The organism is Aedoeadaptatus coxii, assembly GCF_001553115.1.
GTDB classification, from domain to species: domain Bacteria; phylum Bacillota; class Clostridia; order Tissierellales; family Peptoniphilaceae; genus Aedoeadaptatus; species Aedoeadaptatus coxii.
On record NZ_KQ960181.1, the window covers coordinates 92745 to 108278 of the forward strand.

The following is a 15534-nucleotide window of genomic DNA, read 5'->3' on the forward strand; positions in this document are numbered from 1 at the left end:
ACTGTAATCCAATGGAGAGATGGTTGAGTTGGTTTAAGGCGCTCGCCTGGAAAGCGGGTATACGTTAATAGCGTATCGGGGGTTCGAATCCCCCTCTCTCCGCCAGGAAAAGTTTGCCATGCTAGATGGGGAGTTAGCGGTTCCCTGTAACTTGCAGTCCGCTATAGCAAGATTGAATTCCCGGCATAGCATTTATTTTTTTGCAGTCTGCCCGAAACAAGTGATGTTGATGAGCAGGTCCTGCGCAATAGACCCTTGCGAACCGTGTCAGGTCTTGACGGAAGCAGCACTAAGTAAGTCAGTCTATGTGACGCAGATTAGCCTTCTCTGAGTTAACTATTTCGGTAACGTGTGGAGATTAAATGCAACGTCGGGTGCATGGTTACATATAAAAAGGGAGCGGCATAGCCGCTCTTTTTTTGCGCAGAGAAAAGGTCTACGTCCGTGACGCAGACCTTTTTCTCATTCTATCTATTCATACATATCGAGAACTGCTCCCTTGTCCGATGTGGTGACGAGGCCGCGATAGCGTTTCAACCACCCTTTAACGGGGCTCAGCTCTTTCGGTTGAAATTTTTCGCGTCGTGCTTCGAGTTCGTCATCATCTACGACCAAGTGAATACTGTAATTGGGAATGTCGATTTCGATTAAATCCCCTTCTTCTACCAAGGCGATGATGCCGCCCAGAGCCGCTTCCGGAGACACGTGGCCGATGGAGGCGCCGCGGGAAGCGCCTGAAAAACGACCGTCGGTAATTAATGCCACCGATTCATCGAGCCCCATACCCGCAAGGGCCGATGTGGGATTTAACATTTCCCGCATACCCGGCCCGCCCTTCGGGCCTTCGTAGCGAATGACGACCACATCCCCTTTTCGGATGTCGCCCCCATAAATCGCCTCGATGGCCTCGTCTTCCGAATCGAAGACGCGGGCAGGACCTTTATGGGTCAGCATTTTATTGCTGACGGCACTTCGCTTGACGACGCAACCTTTAGGCGCAAGATTGCCGAATAAAATGGCCAAGCCGCCTACTTCCGAATAAGGCGATGCGATAGGGCGAATAACGTCGGGATTGAGGTTCTCGCCGCTTTCGATGACGTCACCGAGATTGCGACCGGTAACCGTCATAACATCTAAATGAAGCAAGTTCTTTTTCGCGAGCTCCTTTTGTACGGCTCGTATGCCGCCGGCGCGGTAAAGATCTTCCATGTGATGATGACCTGCCGGTGCGAGATGGCAAAGATTAGGCACCCGTTCGCTCATGGTATTGAAAAGATTTAAATCCACATCGATGCCCGCTTCCGTGGCAAGTGCCAGGAGATGCAATACCGTATTGGTGGAACACCCTAGGGCCATATCACAGGTAATGGCGTTTTCCACGGCCTTCGCGTTAAAGATATCGCCCATACGCACATCTTTTTTCAAAAGCTCCATGACGGCAAAGCCGCTTTCCTTTGCCAGCCGCCGTCTTTCGGCGTAAACCGCGGGAATCGTGCCGTTGCCGGGAAGGGCGAGGCCCACGGCTTCACTTAAACAGTTCATGGAATTGGCGGTATACATACCGGCGCAGGATCCACAGGAAGGGCAGGCGCTTTTTTCAAACACTCGCAATTCCTCTTCGCTCATGGTGCCGCCTTTGACGCTCCCTACGGCTTCAAATACTTTGGAAAGAGAGGCTTCTCCCTCTCTCCCCTTTCCCGCCAACATAGGGCCTCCGCTTACGACGACGGTGGGAAGATTTAATCGTAATGCGCCCATGATCATGCCGGGCACGATTTTGTCGCAATTGGGAACGAGAACCAGGGCATCTAAAGCGTGAGCAACGGTCATGGTTTCTACGGAATCGGCGATCAATTCTCTGGAGGGAAGAGAATATTTCATGCCCTCGTGGCCCATGGCGATGCCGTCGCAAACGCCGATGGAGGGGATTAAAATCGGCGTGCCGCCGTTCATTAAAATACCTTCTTTTACGGCCTCGCTTACTTTATCTAAGTGGGTATGCCCCGGCACCATTTCGCTGTAGGCGCTGATGACGCCGACGAGGGGCCGTTCAAGTTGGGCGTCGGTAAAGCCTAAGGCGTAAAACAAACTTCGGTTCGGCGCCCGATTGACGCCGCGAAGCACGCGATCGCTGGTGCGCTCCATGTTACGACCTCTTCATCATGGAACGAAGATCGGCGCCCACCTTTTCTAAAAGATGTTCATTTTCTCTTGCCCGCGTCGTGAGGAAACGGATCTTGCGTCCGGAAGAGAATTCCGTCATAAATTCACCGGCAAATTCTCCCGATTGGATAGCGTCGAGTAGCGAGCGCATATTTTTGCGAACATCTTCTGTGATCACGCGCTTGCCCGCTCTGTAATCACCGTATTCGGCGGTGTTGGAGATGGAGTGGCGCATATTTTTAAATCCGCCTTCGACGATCATATCGATGATAAGTTTCATTTCGCGGATACATTCAAAGTATGCCATTTCAGGTTCGTATCCAGCTTCCACCAAAGTTTCGAAGCCCGCTTTCATCAATTCCGTGATGCCGCCGCATAATACAGCTTGTTCGCCGAAAAGATCGGTTTCCGTTTCTTCTCTGAAGCTGGTCTCCAATATGCCCGCTCTCCCTGCGCCGAGGGCCGATGCATAGGCGAGGGCCGTTTCTTTTGCGTGTCCCGAATAGTCTTGATAGACGGCGACGAGGGAGGGAACGCCGAAGTCTTCCACAAATTGACTCCGCACCGTGTGGCCCGGTCCTTTCGGCGCCACCATGGAAACGTCGACGTCCTTCGGCGGATTGACCAAATGGTAGTGGATGTTAAAGCCGTGGGCGTACATAAGGGTTTTGCCCTTTGTCATATAAGGCGCCACTTCTCTATTGTAAATATCGGCAGACACTTCATCGGGCACGAGCATCATGACGACGTCGGCGCGTTCCGCCGCTTCCGATACGGTCAATACAGTTAATCCATGTTCTTTTGCGACGTCTCTCGATTTGGAATTTTCTCTCAAGCCGACTACTACGTCGACGCCGCTTTCTTTAAGGTTTAAAGCGTGGGCGTGGCCTTGAGAGCCGAATCCCATGATCGCTACTGTTTTTCCTTCCAGGTATTTTCTGTCGCAGTCTTTATCGTAAAATTTGTTTATCATTTTAATCATCCTTTCTTTCGCGGTCCATGGTGATGGCGCCGCCTCTTTGTACTTCCAATGGGCTAAATTCGTTTACGGCATCTAAGAAGCCTTCGATTTTTTCAGGTCTGCCCACCACTTCCAGGACTAAACTTTTCCCTGAACGGTGGACGACTTGGATGCGGTAGGTGTCCATAATATCTTGTAGCGCCACATCCGTTGCATACGATGTCGGGATGCGCACGAGGGCGCTTTCCCTTACGAGGCTGCTATCCTTCTCCACCATTTCCACACTTAAAACATCTTGCAGATTTTTGATTTGGTAATAGACCAGGCGACGATCGCGAGGCGCTATGTCGGCGGAAAAATTGACGACACACTGATCGTCCTCCGGCTTGCTGTAGCAGGACATGGAGGTAATCTTGGAGCCGATTCTGGAAAGCACGCCGACGACGCGGTTTAAATTGCCAACATTATTGCTCAGTCTAAGTTTTATTAATTGATTATTTTCCATTGCTCTACTCCATGATTCGATCGTCGACCGTTCCTCCCGGCGGAATCATGGGAAGCACTTTTTCGTCGGGATCGACTAATACCTCGATCACCGTCGTGCCGCCATGTTCTCTTGCCTTGAGGAGGGCCTGAGTTAAACTTTCTCTCGTTTCCGCCCGGTAACCTTTGGCTCCGAAACTTTCGGCGAGTTTGACGTAGTCCGTCGCCAAATCCGTATGGGTTGCGGAATAACGCTTGTCGTATAAAAGAGTTTGCCACTGACGCACCATGCCGAGGCTTTGGTTGTTCATTACGACGACGGTGAGATTTAAACCGTAGCGAACGGATGTGGCCAGCTCGTTTAAATTCATGTGAAATCCTCCGTCGCCGGTAACGACGACTACCGATTCCTCGGGGTGCGCCAGGGCTGCGCCCATGCCCGCTCCCAAACTGAACCCCATGGTTCCCAGACCGCCGCTGGTTAAAAAACGGCGAGGTTTCATGCGGCCGCAATATTGGGCCGTCCACATTTGATTTTGCCCCACATCGGTGACAAAAAAGAGATCGTCATCGAAGGCCTTTCGTATGTCGCCGATAATGGCGTAGGGATTTAAACCTTCTTTTTCGGGAACATAATCTTCTTCTTTGAATTCTCGAATTTTCTTTCGCCAATCGCAATGTTCCATGGGCTCCAATTTTTCGACCAAACGATTGAGGGCATCTTTTAAATCCCCTAAAAGGGAAAGATCCACGTCTACATTTTTTGCAATTTCACTTGGGTCCACATCCATTTGAACGACGGTAGCTTTCGCCGCAAACCGTTTGGCGTTCAACGCCACCCGATCGGAAAAACGAACGCCGACGCCGATTAAAAGATCGCATTCGTCGATGGCCATATTCGACGACACTCTGCCGTGCATGCCCACCATGCCGAGGTTTAATTCGTCTTCATAACCTAGTACCCCGATGCCCATAATCGTGTGAACTGCCGGAATCTTGCAACGATCGATGAGCTTTCTAAGTTCGCGAAAACTTTCAGATGCCGTTACCCCGCCGCCGCTGTAGATCACCGGCTTTTTCGCCTTGCGGATCAGTTCGGCCAATCTGTCGAGATCTGCCTCGTCTACTTTTTCAAGGCTTTCCACCTCGCAGGCCGCCGGAGCGTCATAGCTTACGGATGCTTGTAAAACATCTTTCGGTATATCGATGAGGACCGGGCCCTTACGGCCGGAATTGGCAATGGCAAAAGCCCGCGTCACAGTGTCTTGTAATTCTTCAACCTTTCGCACGACGAAATTGTGTTTCGTGACGGAAAGGGTAATACTCGCAATGTCCACTTCCTGAAAGGCATTTCGCCCCGCCAGATTTTGGCTTACATTGCCCGTGATACAGACCATGGGAACGGAATCCATATAAGCTGTGGCAATTCCCGTTACCAAATTCGTAGCGCCCGGGCCACTGGTGGCAATAACGACGCCGGTTTTTCCCGTCGAACGGGCGTAGCCGTCGGCAGCGTGAGTAGCTCCCTGCTCATGGCTGGTTCGAATGACCTTCAGCTCCTTTCGATCATAAAGAGCGTCGTAAATATCTAACACGGCACCGCCGGGATAGCCAAAAAGCACATCCACGTCGCGGTCCACTAAACACTGAACAAGAAGTTCTGCACCTGTTAACTGCATCTCTATTCCACCTCCATCTTTTGTAAACTAAGGGGCTTTATCGACTGAAAGCCCGGTTTCGATATTGCATTTTATTTACAACATCATCAGCTAACCATCAGGATCGCCGCCGCTCATAATCTCAGAAAAAATAAAAACAAAACTTTTTTGAATACAACGCTTTAACACTTTATCTCCTCCTTTTTCTAAATAAAAAAACCGCACCACCATCATCCCAAGGGACGATGATGACGCGGTACCACCCTAATTATCGGGCAAGCCCGATCACTCATTCGTCTGTAACGTGACGTGGACGTCGCATTTTACTAAATTCGAATGCGAAGCGAGAAAGTGATTCGAAATTAATAGTACCCAATCCTTCACACCAAACCGGATCTCTCTGAGGGCTTTTCTTAATTCCCGTCTTTCTCTTTGCGATGTATTGTCCAGAATTATATTAAAATAATTCCCGGATGTAAAGGGGAAATTTTCAATTTATTTATTTTATCCTCTAAACATTTTAATATTTCAATGCTGAAATCCGCTGGCTTCAATGATTATAGCATGACGAAAAAAATAATATTTTTCTCTAAAAAATCGTGCCGTCATACTATATTTTATTCTGTCGTACTACTTATTACGGGATATAACACTATATTTTTCTTTTATTTTCATGAAAATAAATAATTCTTACGCATCGCTTTTTCGTCATTCTTTTTCGTTAGTGGTGTTCTTTTATAAATTCACTGAACTTTTTCGTTTAATTGTTCAATTAAATAATGGCGAATTTTCTTTTTTCACACGCTTCTCCGTTTTTTGCGCAATAAAAAACCGCAGGCTTTTCACCTACGGCGTAAATAACGTTCTTTCTTTTTTACTTCTCCTCGAAGCCAGGGATGATTGTAATAGGTTCTGAAGCGTACGGGCTCTTGGAAAATTTCCTCCACGCACCGCTCAAATTCAAAATCACGAGCGGTCCAATAAAATCGTAAATCCCCATCCCCCTCGTCTTTTATATCCCTTTCCACCCAAAGGGATAAGGGATCAACGACGGAAATATGTTTCTCGCCGAAAGCGCGGCGAAAATCATCGGCTCTGTAACTGTAACCGGGCAGCGCCAGAACGACTTTTTCAGTATGTTCCGGTATTCGCTCCATGTAATTATCCAAAATATCCAAGACGAAGCTGCGCTGAAAAAGGCCGTCGGAAATGGCAAAATTTAATAAAGACGTGTCCATTCCCTGGGCGCCGGTATCCAACATAAGGCCCTCATAGCCCTCGCCGTTCACCACGCGAAAATAATCCCGCCGTCCTTCCGTTTTTGTAGGGTGGACGGTGAAGTAATGTTTTATTTTCATGCGATCCATGCGATTCTCGGTTTTCTCTAAAAAATCCTCCACCGAACCCTTCGGATCGAATAAAAGGGTCATATTCAATGCAGGCCGCATTTTATGAATGGCGCAGGCCACGTATGCGCCGGTAATATCTTGAAAGGCGATGCCCAGTCTATCCATTCCCTTCTCCTGATGTTCTCGTTCTCGTCTTGATGACTGTCTCATATTTCTCTTTCAGTATAGCATAAGCCGCGTCTCGTGACGGTATGCTGTCAAAAAATCCATAAACCGTTGGCCCCGATCCCGTCATGTGAGCAAATCGAGCGCCTGCTGTGTAAAGGGCGTCGATCATCTCCGCAATCTCATGATGTTTTGCGGCGACCCCGTCCATTAAATCGTTGGCCACAACCTCTTTCAGCGCCGAAAGATTTCCCTCTTGAAGCATGCGCACCGTCTCCTCCGCACTGCCCTCGCCCCTTGTCTTCCACAAGCTGTACGCTTCGGGCGTGGACACGGAAAAACCGGGATTTAACAGGATGACGGGATATGAAGGGATCTCCACCCCTTCCAGTTCGTCGCCGATTCCCCTGCCGATGGCGGACTTGTTGTAAAAGCAATAGGGGAAATCCGCGCCTAAGGAAACACTCGCCTCCATGAATTCGTCGTCGTTTACCGGCAGTTTGTAAAGATCGCGCACATCGCGCATAACAGCTGCGCCGTCCGCCGTTCCCCCGGCCAAGCCTGCGCCTACGGGAATGTTTTTTTCTATGGAAATGGTAACGGGAAGTTTTCCAAAGCGTTTTTCTAAAAACCTATGGCCTTTTACCATAAGGTCGTCTTTCCCGAAATGAGGGCCCCTGATGGAAAAATGATCGGATTTTTCAACGGAAAGGTCATCATAAAGATCGACGGGTAAAAAAACAGTTTCGATGGTGTGGTATCCGTCTTCCCGCTTCGAGCGAATCCAAAGGCCCACATTGATTTTTGCAAAGGCGCGCATAATTCCTCCCAATAAAAAAGCTCCATTGAAGGAGCTCTATTACGAAATTTTTAAATCAGACGAATCTACGTCTTCTTCTAAAATGGCAATTTTTACCGTAGAGGTTAAGACATCGGAGTAGGTAAAGGAGATGTTTCTATCCGTCAGCCCTTCCGATGAAATCGTCACGACAAAAAGCGACGGGTAAACTGCCTTTAAAATTCCCTTTCGCGTAACAATTCGCTTTCGACCTCTGTTGGCTTTTACGATCACGTGCTTGCCGATATGTTCCGACAATTCGTTTTTGATCATATCTACTTGTGTCATGTGAACCGCCCTTCTACCCATTCATCCACTTATATAACAAGTATACAATGATCGATTTAAATTGTCAAGGAAAGTAACGCTATATAATACCGCAAAATTCTAAGACGGTCAAGGGTCTAATCAAAAAAGAGGAGTGATTTCACTCCTCTTTCATTATGCCGCTTTTTTAGCGGATGTTTCATGTTTGCCTTCTTTGGCTTTTTCATGTTTTTCAGTTTTTGCTTTTTCGTGCTTTTCAACTTTAGCCTTTTCGCCGGGTTTGGCGGCTTCTTTATGATCCACCGGTTTTAAATCTTTATTGGCGGAAACGAGGCGTTCCAAGTTGAACATAACTTGTGCAAGTTCGGCACGGGTAGCGTGAGCTTTCGGCGCAAACATATTGCCGTCGCGGCCGGTCATGACGCCGGCATGACGTGTAACGTCGATGCCGTTTTCAGCCCATTTACTAATGTGTTTTTGATCGGCAAAGGGAGCTTTCAAATCGAGGGTAAAGGGAATGCCCTTGGATTCGATATAGCGACCTAAAATAGCGCCCATTTCTTCGCGGCTAACGGCTTGATTCGGTTTGAATGTGCCGTCTTCGTAACCTGCCACGATCTTATTCTTTTGCGCCCAGATGACGCTGTTTTCGTACCAATCCCCTGCTTTAACATCTTTAAAGTGGTGGACAGCTTTTTGTTTTTTGTCTTGTCCTTCCAGGCGCGCCAAAACGCTGACGAGCATACCTCTGGAAATCTTGGTGTTCGGTTCGAAAGTGGTGGCGGTCATGCCGGCGAAAAGTTTCTTTTCCGTAACGGATTTAATTACTTTTTCAGCCCAGTGACCTTTAATATCGGTAAAGCCTTCTGCCGGTTGTTTTTCTTCGGGTTTAGTGGCGTGTTTTGCCGCCGGAACGATTCGATCTTCTTTCTTGGGATCTACCGTGCCTTTTGTCGCAAGGTATTTTTCGAGGACTTCGGTGTAAAGACCGTAATCTGCGATTTTCTTGCCCTTGGCAAAGCTCTTGTAGCCGTCGCCGCCGTTTGCCATAAAGTCATTGGTGGCCAAGGTATATTTTGCCTTGGGATCCAACGCCTTGCCGGCGATTTTAACGTCGAAGACTCGTTCGCCGACTTTTTGTTTTGCGTCGTATTTAAAGGTCATGCCCGAAATTTGCGGGAATTTACCGTTGGGAGCCGGCGCATCGCCGACGCCGAATTCGAGGGCTTCTAAAATATCGGCGCCCGTAAGTTCGATTTTCATAATGGTGTTGCCGAAGGGGAATGCCGTCCATAATTGGGTCATGCTAATGTCCCCTGCGGGAATGCTCGTACGAATGCCGCCACCGTTTGTAAAGGCTACATCGGCGCCGGAGATTTCGCGCATAGCATCGGCCATTAAATTACCGAAATTGGTTTCGGATGCGCGTACGTGTTCTCTTTCCCCGTCTAAAGTTACGGCAGTCTTGCCTACTACTTTTTCCAGGGCATCTTTATTGTCTGCCAATACCTTGTCGATCATGCCTTTAATAGCAGGATCTTCTTTAACATTTTCAAAGAATGCGGCATTTTTCAATACGGCATTTTTAGAAATAATATCGTGGCCGCGAAGTGTAATGTTGACTTCGCCTAAGTTTTCCATGTATTTGCCCGTTTGAGCAATAAGGGTATTGTTGACCATTTGGCCTTTGTCCAATCTCGTGTGGGAGTGTCCGTCGATAATAACGTCGATGCCGTCCACTGCTTTTGCAATGTCACTGGACTTAATAAGGGTGGAATCATCGATGCCGATGTGGCAAAGCATGACGATAACGTCGACTTTTTGATCTTTCAACGATTGCACTTGAGCGCGCGCTACGTCGATGGGGTTTAGGAACATAACATTTTCCGTGTTTTTCGGATTGGATTTAACCTTGGTTTCTTCCGTAGCTAAACCGAATACGCCGACTTTTACGCCGTCCACGTCGATAATGGTTTGGCCTTTAAAATCATTTCCACCCGTTGCACGAATGACATTGGCAGCTAAAATATCGAAGCCTTCTTTGGATCCTTCCTTGGGAAGGGCTTGATTTTTAAAGCCGACGAGGGCATCGTAACCGTAATTGAAGTCGTGGTTACCGGGAGCCATTGCCTTGTAGCCCATGGCCTTCATAAGATTAATGACATCTTTGCCCTTGTTGACGCCGGCAAGTGCCGTGCCGTGGCTTACATCCCCTGCGTCGAGTAACACCGCATTTTTAATGCTGTCGGCATAGGTTTTTACTTTTGCAAAACCGATTTCCTTCAGTTTTCCGTCTTTACCGACTTGCGGCACAATATGACCGTGTACGTCATTGGTGTGAAGGATGGTGATGGTTTTTGTGTCTTGGCTTGCACCTTCTGCAAATACTTGAATCGGCCCGGAAACCGTACCGAGGACCATCGTAAAAGCGAGGGCAAGTGCCATCAATTTTTTCTTCATAATTCCTCCTATTTTCTAAGATAACATTTTCTCATTCCATTATACTCTGTAGACGGTCAATTTAAAACGACAAGAACGTTACAATTCCTTAAGCCACTTTCCGTAGCCTCTCGATTCCATTTCCTCTTTCGGTATAAAGTCGATGCTGCTGCCGTTAATGCAATAGCGCAAGCCGCCGAGAGAAGCCGGCCCGTCGTTAAATACGTGGCCTAAATGGGTGGTGTCGGTGCGCACTTCCGTGCGAATCATGCCGAAGCGACCGTCGGTTTTTTCTTGAACGGAAGCATCCGGCGCCACACGGGAAAAACTGGGCCATCCGCAGCCGGCGTCGAATTTATCTTTCGATAAAAACAACACGTCTCCCGTCACCACGTCGACGTAAATCCCCTCGTCGAAAAGCTTATCGTAAGGGTGGGCAAAGGGCGGGTCCGTGCCCTCTTCCCGTACCACATGATAGGCGGCGTCGCCGAGTTTTTCTCTCAGTTCCTCTTCCGTAAAATCTTTTTTCATGATCCTTCCTCCCTTTATTCCAGGGGCGATCCGCAACGCGGGCAATAGGTAGAGCCTTTGTCCGCTTGGAAATGGCAATTATTACATTCCACAAAATCCGGATCTTCGTGAATATAGGACACCGTCTCGATTTTTCGCCCGCAATGAGGACAAAAATTAGTGCCTTCGGCAATTTCCGTATGGCAATCAGGACAGGTAAAGACGAAGCCTTCCCCCTCGATGCCTTTGGAAATCACCCGATTTTCCAGCGCCTGTTTTTCTTTTTGCAATTCGTCAATGGCGAGGAGCAGTTCGGAACTGGTCGTATCCGTTAAATGGGATTGCTCCCGCATTTCCATATAGTACACTTCCCCTAAGTGGGTGAACTCGCTTTGAATTTTAAGCTCCAGCTCATGAATTCGCAGCTTGATCTTCGTTGCCTTGGAGGCTTCTTTCGCTTCGTATATGCTGCGTTTTCCAATATCACGCACTTGGTTGGATAGATCTTCAAAGCTTTTCCCGATCGTGTTAAAAATATCCATAACCTCACCTCCCGTCCATCATATCATAAGGATTCATTGAAAAATCCACATTAGAAAAGGATTAGATTTTTTTGAATCATTCCCATGAAATGTGTTAAATTCCTTTTCACGGGTATAATAAAATTAACGAATGAATCTTAAGGAGGCTAGCATGGATTATAAATTATATGCATTAACTACTTGCCCGTTTTGCCAAAAAGTAATCGGCTTCATCAAAAAGAACGATTTGGAAGACAAAATCGAATACCGTTTCCTCGACGAAAATAAAGCTTACAAAGAAGAACTCGTCGAAGGCGGCGGCCAAAAACAAGTTCCCTGTTTACACTACGGCGACACTTGGCTTTACGAATCCGACGATATTATCGACTACCTGAAAGAAAACCTGCTCTAACTTGCAAGCCCTGTTAGAATAAGATAAAATGAACTCGCACTATGCGACATTAAACCATTAGGAGGCAATAGATGATTACAAAAGATATGCTCATTGGCGATTTAGTAAGACAATACCCCGAAGCCATTCGTACCTTAATGCAATTCGGTATGGGTTGTGTCGGTTGCCCGTCCAGCCAAATGGAATCTTTAGAAGAAGCTGCTTACGTTCACGGCTTCGACATCGACGAATTGATGGACTCTTTACACAAAACCATCGAAGCAAAATAAGCACAAAAAAAGCTCGCCGCAAGGCGAGTTTTTTTGTTGCGCTTATCTAAACAAAGAGGCGATCCAATCGATTAAACGTCCGATGGCGTTTTTAATGGACATCAGCATACTTTGGCCTTCTTCGCTTCCCAAATAATCCTTTGCCTGATTGGCGGCATCCTTCGCCTTGTCGGCGATGCCGTTCCAGTCGATATCGGTTTTACGCAGGCGATCGAAGAAATCCGTTAAATCCTCTTTTTGTTTTTCGCTGAGGTTTAAATTGTATTCGTTGGAAATGTTCACGATAATGGATTGTACTTCTTCCCGCGATTTCGGCGCATTGGCGGCGACTTGTTCTTTCACTTCTTTGACAAAGCCGGCGGCCTTTTCAGCCCCTACATCGTTGGCGAGATCCGAAGTAACGACCATTTCCTGATTGGCGACTTTTTTTACGGAGTCGCTTATTTTTTTGCCGCTGGTAACTTCGTAGGCTTTCATAATGCCCGTAAGAGCAGCCGTACCGGATACATTCACAGGAGAATCCACTGTAATATCCGCATCCTTAACCCCTGCAGTTTCCAAAGCTTGGCGATACATATCGTCGGTAATGAACTTAATGCGTTCCGATGTTTCTACGTGAATGCCGCTTCCCGGTTTCGTATACTCGATTTTGGCACTGGAAATAGCCTTGGAACCGATCTTCGCTTCCGGCACAAATTCGCCGAGGTATTTATGCTCTTCCGCATTGGTGACCTCGATAATTTGATCCCCTTCCTTGGCGCCGAAACGCTTTTTCATTTCTTCCCTTTGGGAATCCGTTAAGTTTTGTCCCAGGGATAAAATAACATCCCCTTCCACCGCGTCGGCAAAAACCGGCACGGCGGCAATGGCTACCATGGCCACAGCAAGGGCGGTTGTCGCCCAACGTTTCATTTTATTCATAATATCCTCCCAATTAATTTACATTTTTTACAAACCCATTATAACATAGCCCTGACAATCGCCCATCATCGAAGACCATACTTTAGAGAGGCTTAGGAAAGTTTTGGTAATTGAAACTTTAAGAGATCACAAAACTCTGAAGATTGGCGATCAATAAAATAAAAAAAGCGACGATAACGATGCCGTAGCCCACGTTTTTAAAAACACTGCGTCGATTAAAATTAACCTTGAAACGATAACTTTTCGATCCCAAAAGACCGCATAAAAATAATAGATCCAACTGCGCGCTTTCTATCCCCTTTAAAACAGCGATGATTGTGAGTGCAATATAACCGCAACCGATTCCAATGACAAAGCACACGGTGGCCATTTGATTCCCGATCTCTTTGTTTTTCTCGTCCATACCTTCTCCTTTCGCCGAAGATACTTTATTCTATCGATTTTTCCACGAATCGGCAAGTTTCATTGCACAAAAAAAGAACTCCCGAAGGAGTTCCCTTTCTATACCGCGTATTCTTTCATATTGTCCAGGGCAATGGCTACAGTGGAGCCGTTGTGCAGGAAGCTGGACGTGGTATTGGTAATGACTTGGAAATAGCCGAGGGCGATTAAGAGGGAGTTGAAAGAAATAATCTTTCGGTAATCCGTCTTCACTCTTTCGTCTAATTCTTTCGCAATGCGTACCACTTTTACGATGGAATGCAAATCGTCGCTGCCGATGGCGATATCTGCAATTTCACGGGCCACGTCGGCGCCTTTATGCATGGCAATTCCCACATCGGCACCGGAAAGTGCTACGGAATCGTTAATGCCGTCGCCGATCATGACGACCTTGCGACCCAATTCTTTTTGCGCCTTTACGTAGTTCGCCTTGTCTTCCGGCAAAACTTGAGATTGATAATAATCCAAATCCAATTGTTGAGCTACATAGTGCGCGGAATTTTCGGCGTCGCCGGTGAGCATGGCGATATTGGTAAAGCCAAGTTCACGGAGAGCATCGATGGTTTCTTTCGCATCTTCCCGTAGAGGATCGCTAATGCAGAGAACGGCAATCAACTCGTTGTCATAAGCCAAATAGAGCAAGGAGTGATTTTCCTTTAATTCCTCAATGAGCTGTTCTTTTTCTTCCGAAATACGAACGCCTTCGTCTTCAAAAATAAAGTGAGCGGAACCGATGAGGGCTTCTTTGCCTTCAATCTTGGATTTAATACCGTGAGCTACGATATATTCCGTTTCCGAGTGCATTTCGTCGTGACGCAGACCTTTTTGAATGGCCGCATCGACGACGGCGTTGGCGATGGAATGGGGGAAGTGTTCTTCCAAGCAAGCGGCAATGCGCAAGCATCCGTCTTCCGTGTGGCCGTCGAAGGCGATAACTTTTTCAACCGTCGGCGTGGATTTCGTCAACGTACCCGTCTTATCGAAGACGATTGTATCGGCTTGTGCCAAGTTTTCTAAATACTTGCCGCCTTTAACGAGGACGTCCTCTTCGCCCGCTTGACTCATCGCCTTCATAACCGCAATGGGGATCGTCAGCTTGAGTGCACAGGAGAAATCGACCATTAAGAAAGCCTTCGCCTTGTCGATAGAGCGTGTCAACGCATAGCTTACAATGGCGCCTAAGAAAGAATACTTAACCAGCGAATCCGCCATGTTTTCCGCTTTCTTTTGAGCCAAAGATTTGTTCTTTTCGCTTTCGCCGATAAGTTCAATAATATGGCTCAGGCGAGATTCATTGTATAACTTTTCGGTTTTGACAAGAATCATGCCCTCTTCAAGCACTGTACCGGCAAAGACGGTTTTTCCTTCTTCCTTTTTCACCGGAACGCTTTCGCCGGTAAAGGAGGATTGGTTGACCATGCCCATGCCTTTGACAACTTTTCCGTCGACGGGAATCGTCGTACCCATCATGACTTCTACTACATCGCCAATGGCGACGTCGCTTAAATCTTTCAGGACCTTTTCTTTTCCTTCGACGACAAATACTTTGTCGATATTAAGTTCTAAGGTACGTGCCAAATCGCTTTGGGATTTTTTCAGCGTCCAGTCTTCCAGCTTTTCGCCTAAGTTCAATAAGAACATAATAGACGATGCCGCTGCAAAGTCATTGGTGGCGAGGGAAATACCGATCGCCGTCGCATCGAGAACTTCCACGTTCAGCTTGCGGTTATAAAGCGCAACGAGACCCGCCTTGAAGAAGCGGCTTGCGCGTATCAAGGTAACCGCCGGTCCCAAAGGCCAGGGAAGGAAATTTTTCATAATAAAGCGCACTTGGAAAGCGTCGCGAATAATATGGAAAAGTTCCCTTTCTTCCAAGGGAATGTAGGAAGAATCTTCAATCACTACGTCGTCGAGGGCGACGAGCGTAGTATTTAATAACAACTTACACACCGAGGGGAGCGCATACTCTTCGTACTCTAAGATCACACTGCCGGAGCAAGTGGATACTTTTGCGTAATAAACGCCGTCGATGGATTCAATGAGATACTTTAGATTGTTGGCGCGTTCGTAATTAAAACGATACTCGGACGAAAACCGCGTCCGTCCGAGTACTCTGTGGGCAATTTGAAACTTCATG

At 47.4% G+C, this 15534-nt stretch carries 15 protein-coding genes, 1 tRNA gene, 1 other RNA gene and 1 other annotated feature; of the genes, 4 read left to right on the plus strand and 13 right to left on the minus strand.

All coding sequences use genetic code 11. From position 1 onward, the window contains the following. Positions 1-13: 13 nt before the first annotated feature. Positions 14-105 (plus strand) — tRNA-Ser (locus tag HMPREF1863_RS06130). A gap of 11 nt (positions 106-116) precedes the next feature. Next, positions 117-382, plus strand: an RNA gene (gene ffs, locus HMPREF1863_RS06135) — signal recognition particle sRNA large type. Between the two features lie 89 nt (positions 383-471). Here the strand turns inward: ffs and ilvD are convergent. The 10 genes from ilvD to HMPREF1863_RS06185 all read right to left on the minus strand — a co-directional run bounded on the left by ilvD (position 472) and on the right by HMPREF1863_RS06185 (position 11375). Continuing rightward, complete coding sequence (gene ilvD / locus HMPREF1863_RS06140) at positions 472-2145, minus strand: dihydroxy-acid dehydratase (RefSeq protein WP_068368653.1); 1674 nt, start codon at positions 2143-2145, stop codon at positions 472-474. A gap of 1 nt (position 2146) precedes the next feature. Then, positions 2147-3136: a ketol-acid reductoisomerase gene (gene ilvC, locus HMPREF1863_RS06145; RefSeq protein WP_068368656.1), complete on the minus strand. Its 990-nt coding sequence runs from the start codon at positions 3134-3136 to the stop codon at positions 2147-2149. A gap of 1 nt (position 3137) precedes the next feature. Then, positions 3138-3629: an acetolactate synthase small subunit gene (gene ilvN / locus HMPREF1863_RS06150; protein WP_068368659.1), complete on the minus strand. Its 492-nt coding sequence runs from the start codon at positions 3627-3629 to the stop codon at positions 3138-3140. Between the two features lie 4 nt (positions 3630-3633). After that, the gene (gene ilvB / locus HMPREF1863_RS06155; RefSeq protein ID WP_068368662.1) at positions 3634-5286 is read right to left on the minus strand and encodes a biosynthetic-type acetolactate synthase large subunit; all 1653 of its coding nucleotides are present in this window, start codon (positions 5284-5286) and stop codon (positions 3634-3636) included. Positions 5287-5500: 214 nt separating this feature from the next. Further along, positions 5501-5707 (minus strand) — a binding site (T-box leader). 400 nt (positions 5708-6107) lie between these two features. After that, on the minus strand, positions 6108-6779 hold the full coding sequence (locus tag HMPREF1863_RS06160) for a hypothetical protein (RefSeq protein ID WP_068368665.1): 672 nt from the start codon (positions 6777-6779) through the stop codon (positions 6108-6110). Beyond that, positions 6772-7599 carry a 4-(cytidine 5'-diphospho)-2-C-methyl-D-erythritol kinase gene (ispE, locus tag HMPREF1863_RS06165; RefSeq protein ID WP_068368668.1) on the minus strand — a complete coding sequence of 276 codons (828 nt, stop codon included), beginning with the start codon at positions 7597-7599 and terminating at the stop codon, positions 6772-6774. Before ispE ends, HMPREF1863_RS06160 begins: the two co-directional genes overlap by 8 nt. Before the next feature lie 39 nt (positions 7600-7638). Beyond that, complete coding sequence (locus tag HMPREF1863_RS06170) at positions 7639-7905, minus strand: Veg family protein (RefSeq protein WP_068368671.1); 267 nt, start codon at positions 7903-7905, stop codon at positions 7639-7641. Between the two features lie 153 nt (positions 7906-8058). After that, complete coding sequence (locus HMPREF1863_RS06175; protein WP_068368673.1) at positions 8059-10344, minus strand: 5'-nucleotidase C-terminal domain-containing protein; 2286 nt, start codon at positions 10342-10344, stop codon at positions 8059-8061. Between the two features lie 78 nt (positions 10345-10422). After that, positions 10423-10854, minus strand: a complete 432-nt coding sequence (msrB, locus tag HMPREF1863_RS06180) for a peptide-methionine (R)-S-oxide reductase MsrB (protein ID WP_068368676.1) — start codon at positions 10852-10854, stop codon at positions 10423-10425. Between the two features lie 14 nt (positions 10855-10868). Next, positions 10869-11375: a zinc ribbon domain-containing protein gene (locus HMPREF1863_RS06185; protein ID WP_068368679.1), complete on the minus strand. Its 507-nt coding sequence runs from the start codon at positions 11373-11375 to the stop codon at positions 10869-10871. A 151-nt stretch (positions 11376-11526) separates the two neighbouring features. On the opposite strand from HMPREF1863_RS06185, the gene HMPREF1863_RS06190 reads away from it, so the two are divergent. Together HMPREF1863_RS06190 and HMPREF1863_RS06195 are read left to right on the plus strand one after the other, a co-directional pair. Beyond that, entirely contained in the window at positions 11527-11766 is a 240-nt protein-coding gene (locus HMPREF1863_RS06190; RefSeq protein WP_068368683.1) for a glutaredoxin family protein, read from the plus strand. Positions 11767-11837: 71 nt separating this feature from the next. Further along, a complete protein-coding gene (locus HMPREF1863_RS06195; protein ID WP_068368686.1) occupies positions 11838-12035 on the plus strand; it encodes a DUF1858 domain-containing protein in 198 nt (65 codons plus the stop codon). A gap of 42 nt (positions 12036-12077) precedes the next feature. Here the strand turns inward: HMPREF1863_RS06195 and HMPREF1863_RS06200 are convergent, their stop codons facing one another. From HMPREF1863_RS06200 to HMPREF1863_RS06210, 3 genes are all read right to left on the minus strand, one after another. Beyond that, positions 12078-12956 (minus strand): DUF1002 domain-containing protein, encoded by an 879-nt coding sequence (locus HMPREF1863_RS06200; protein ID WP_083508545.1) that lies wholly within the window; start codon positions 12954-12956, stop codon positions 12078-12080. Between the two features lie 118 nt (positions 12957-13074). Then, positions 13075-13359 (minus strand): hypothetical protein, encoded by a 285-nt coding sequence (locus HMPREF1863_RS06205; protein WP_068368689.1) that lies wholly within the window; start codon positions 13357-13359, stop codon positions 13075-13077. Between the two features lie 98 nt (positions 13360-13457). Next, positions 13458-15533, minus strand: coding sequence for a heavy metal translocating P-type ATPase (locus HMPREF1863_RS06210; RefSeq protein ID WP_068368693.1), 2076 nt, complete (start codon positions 15531-15533; stop codon positions 13458-13460). Position 15534: the final 1 nt, after the last annotated feature.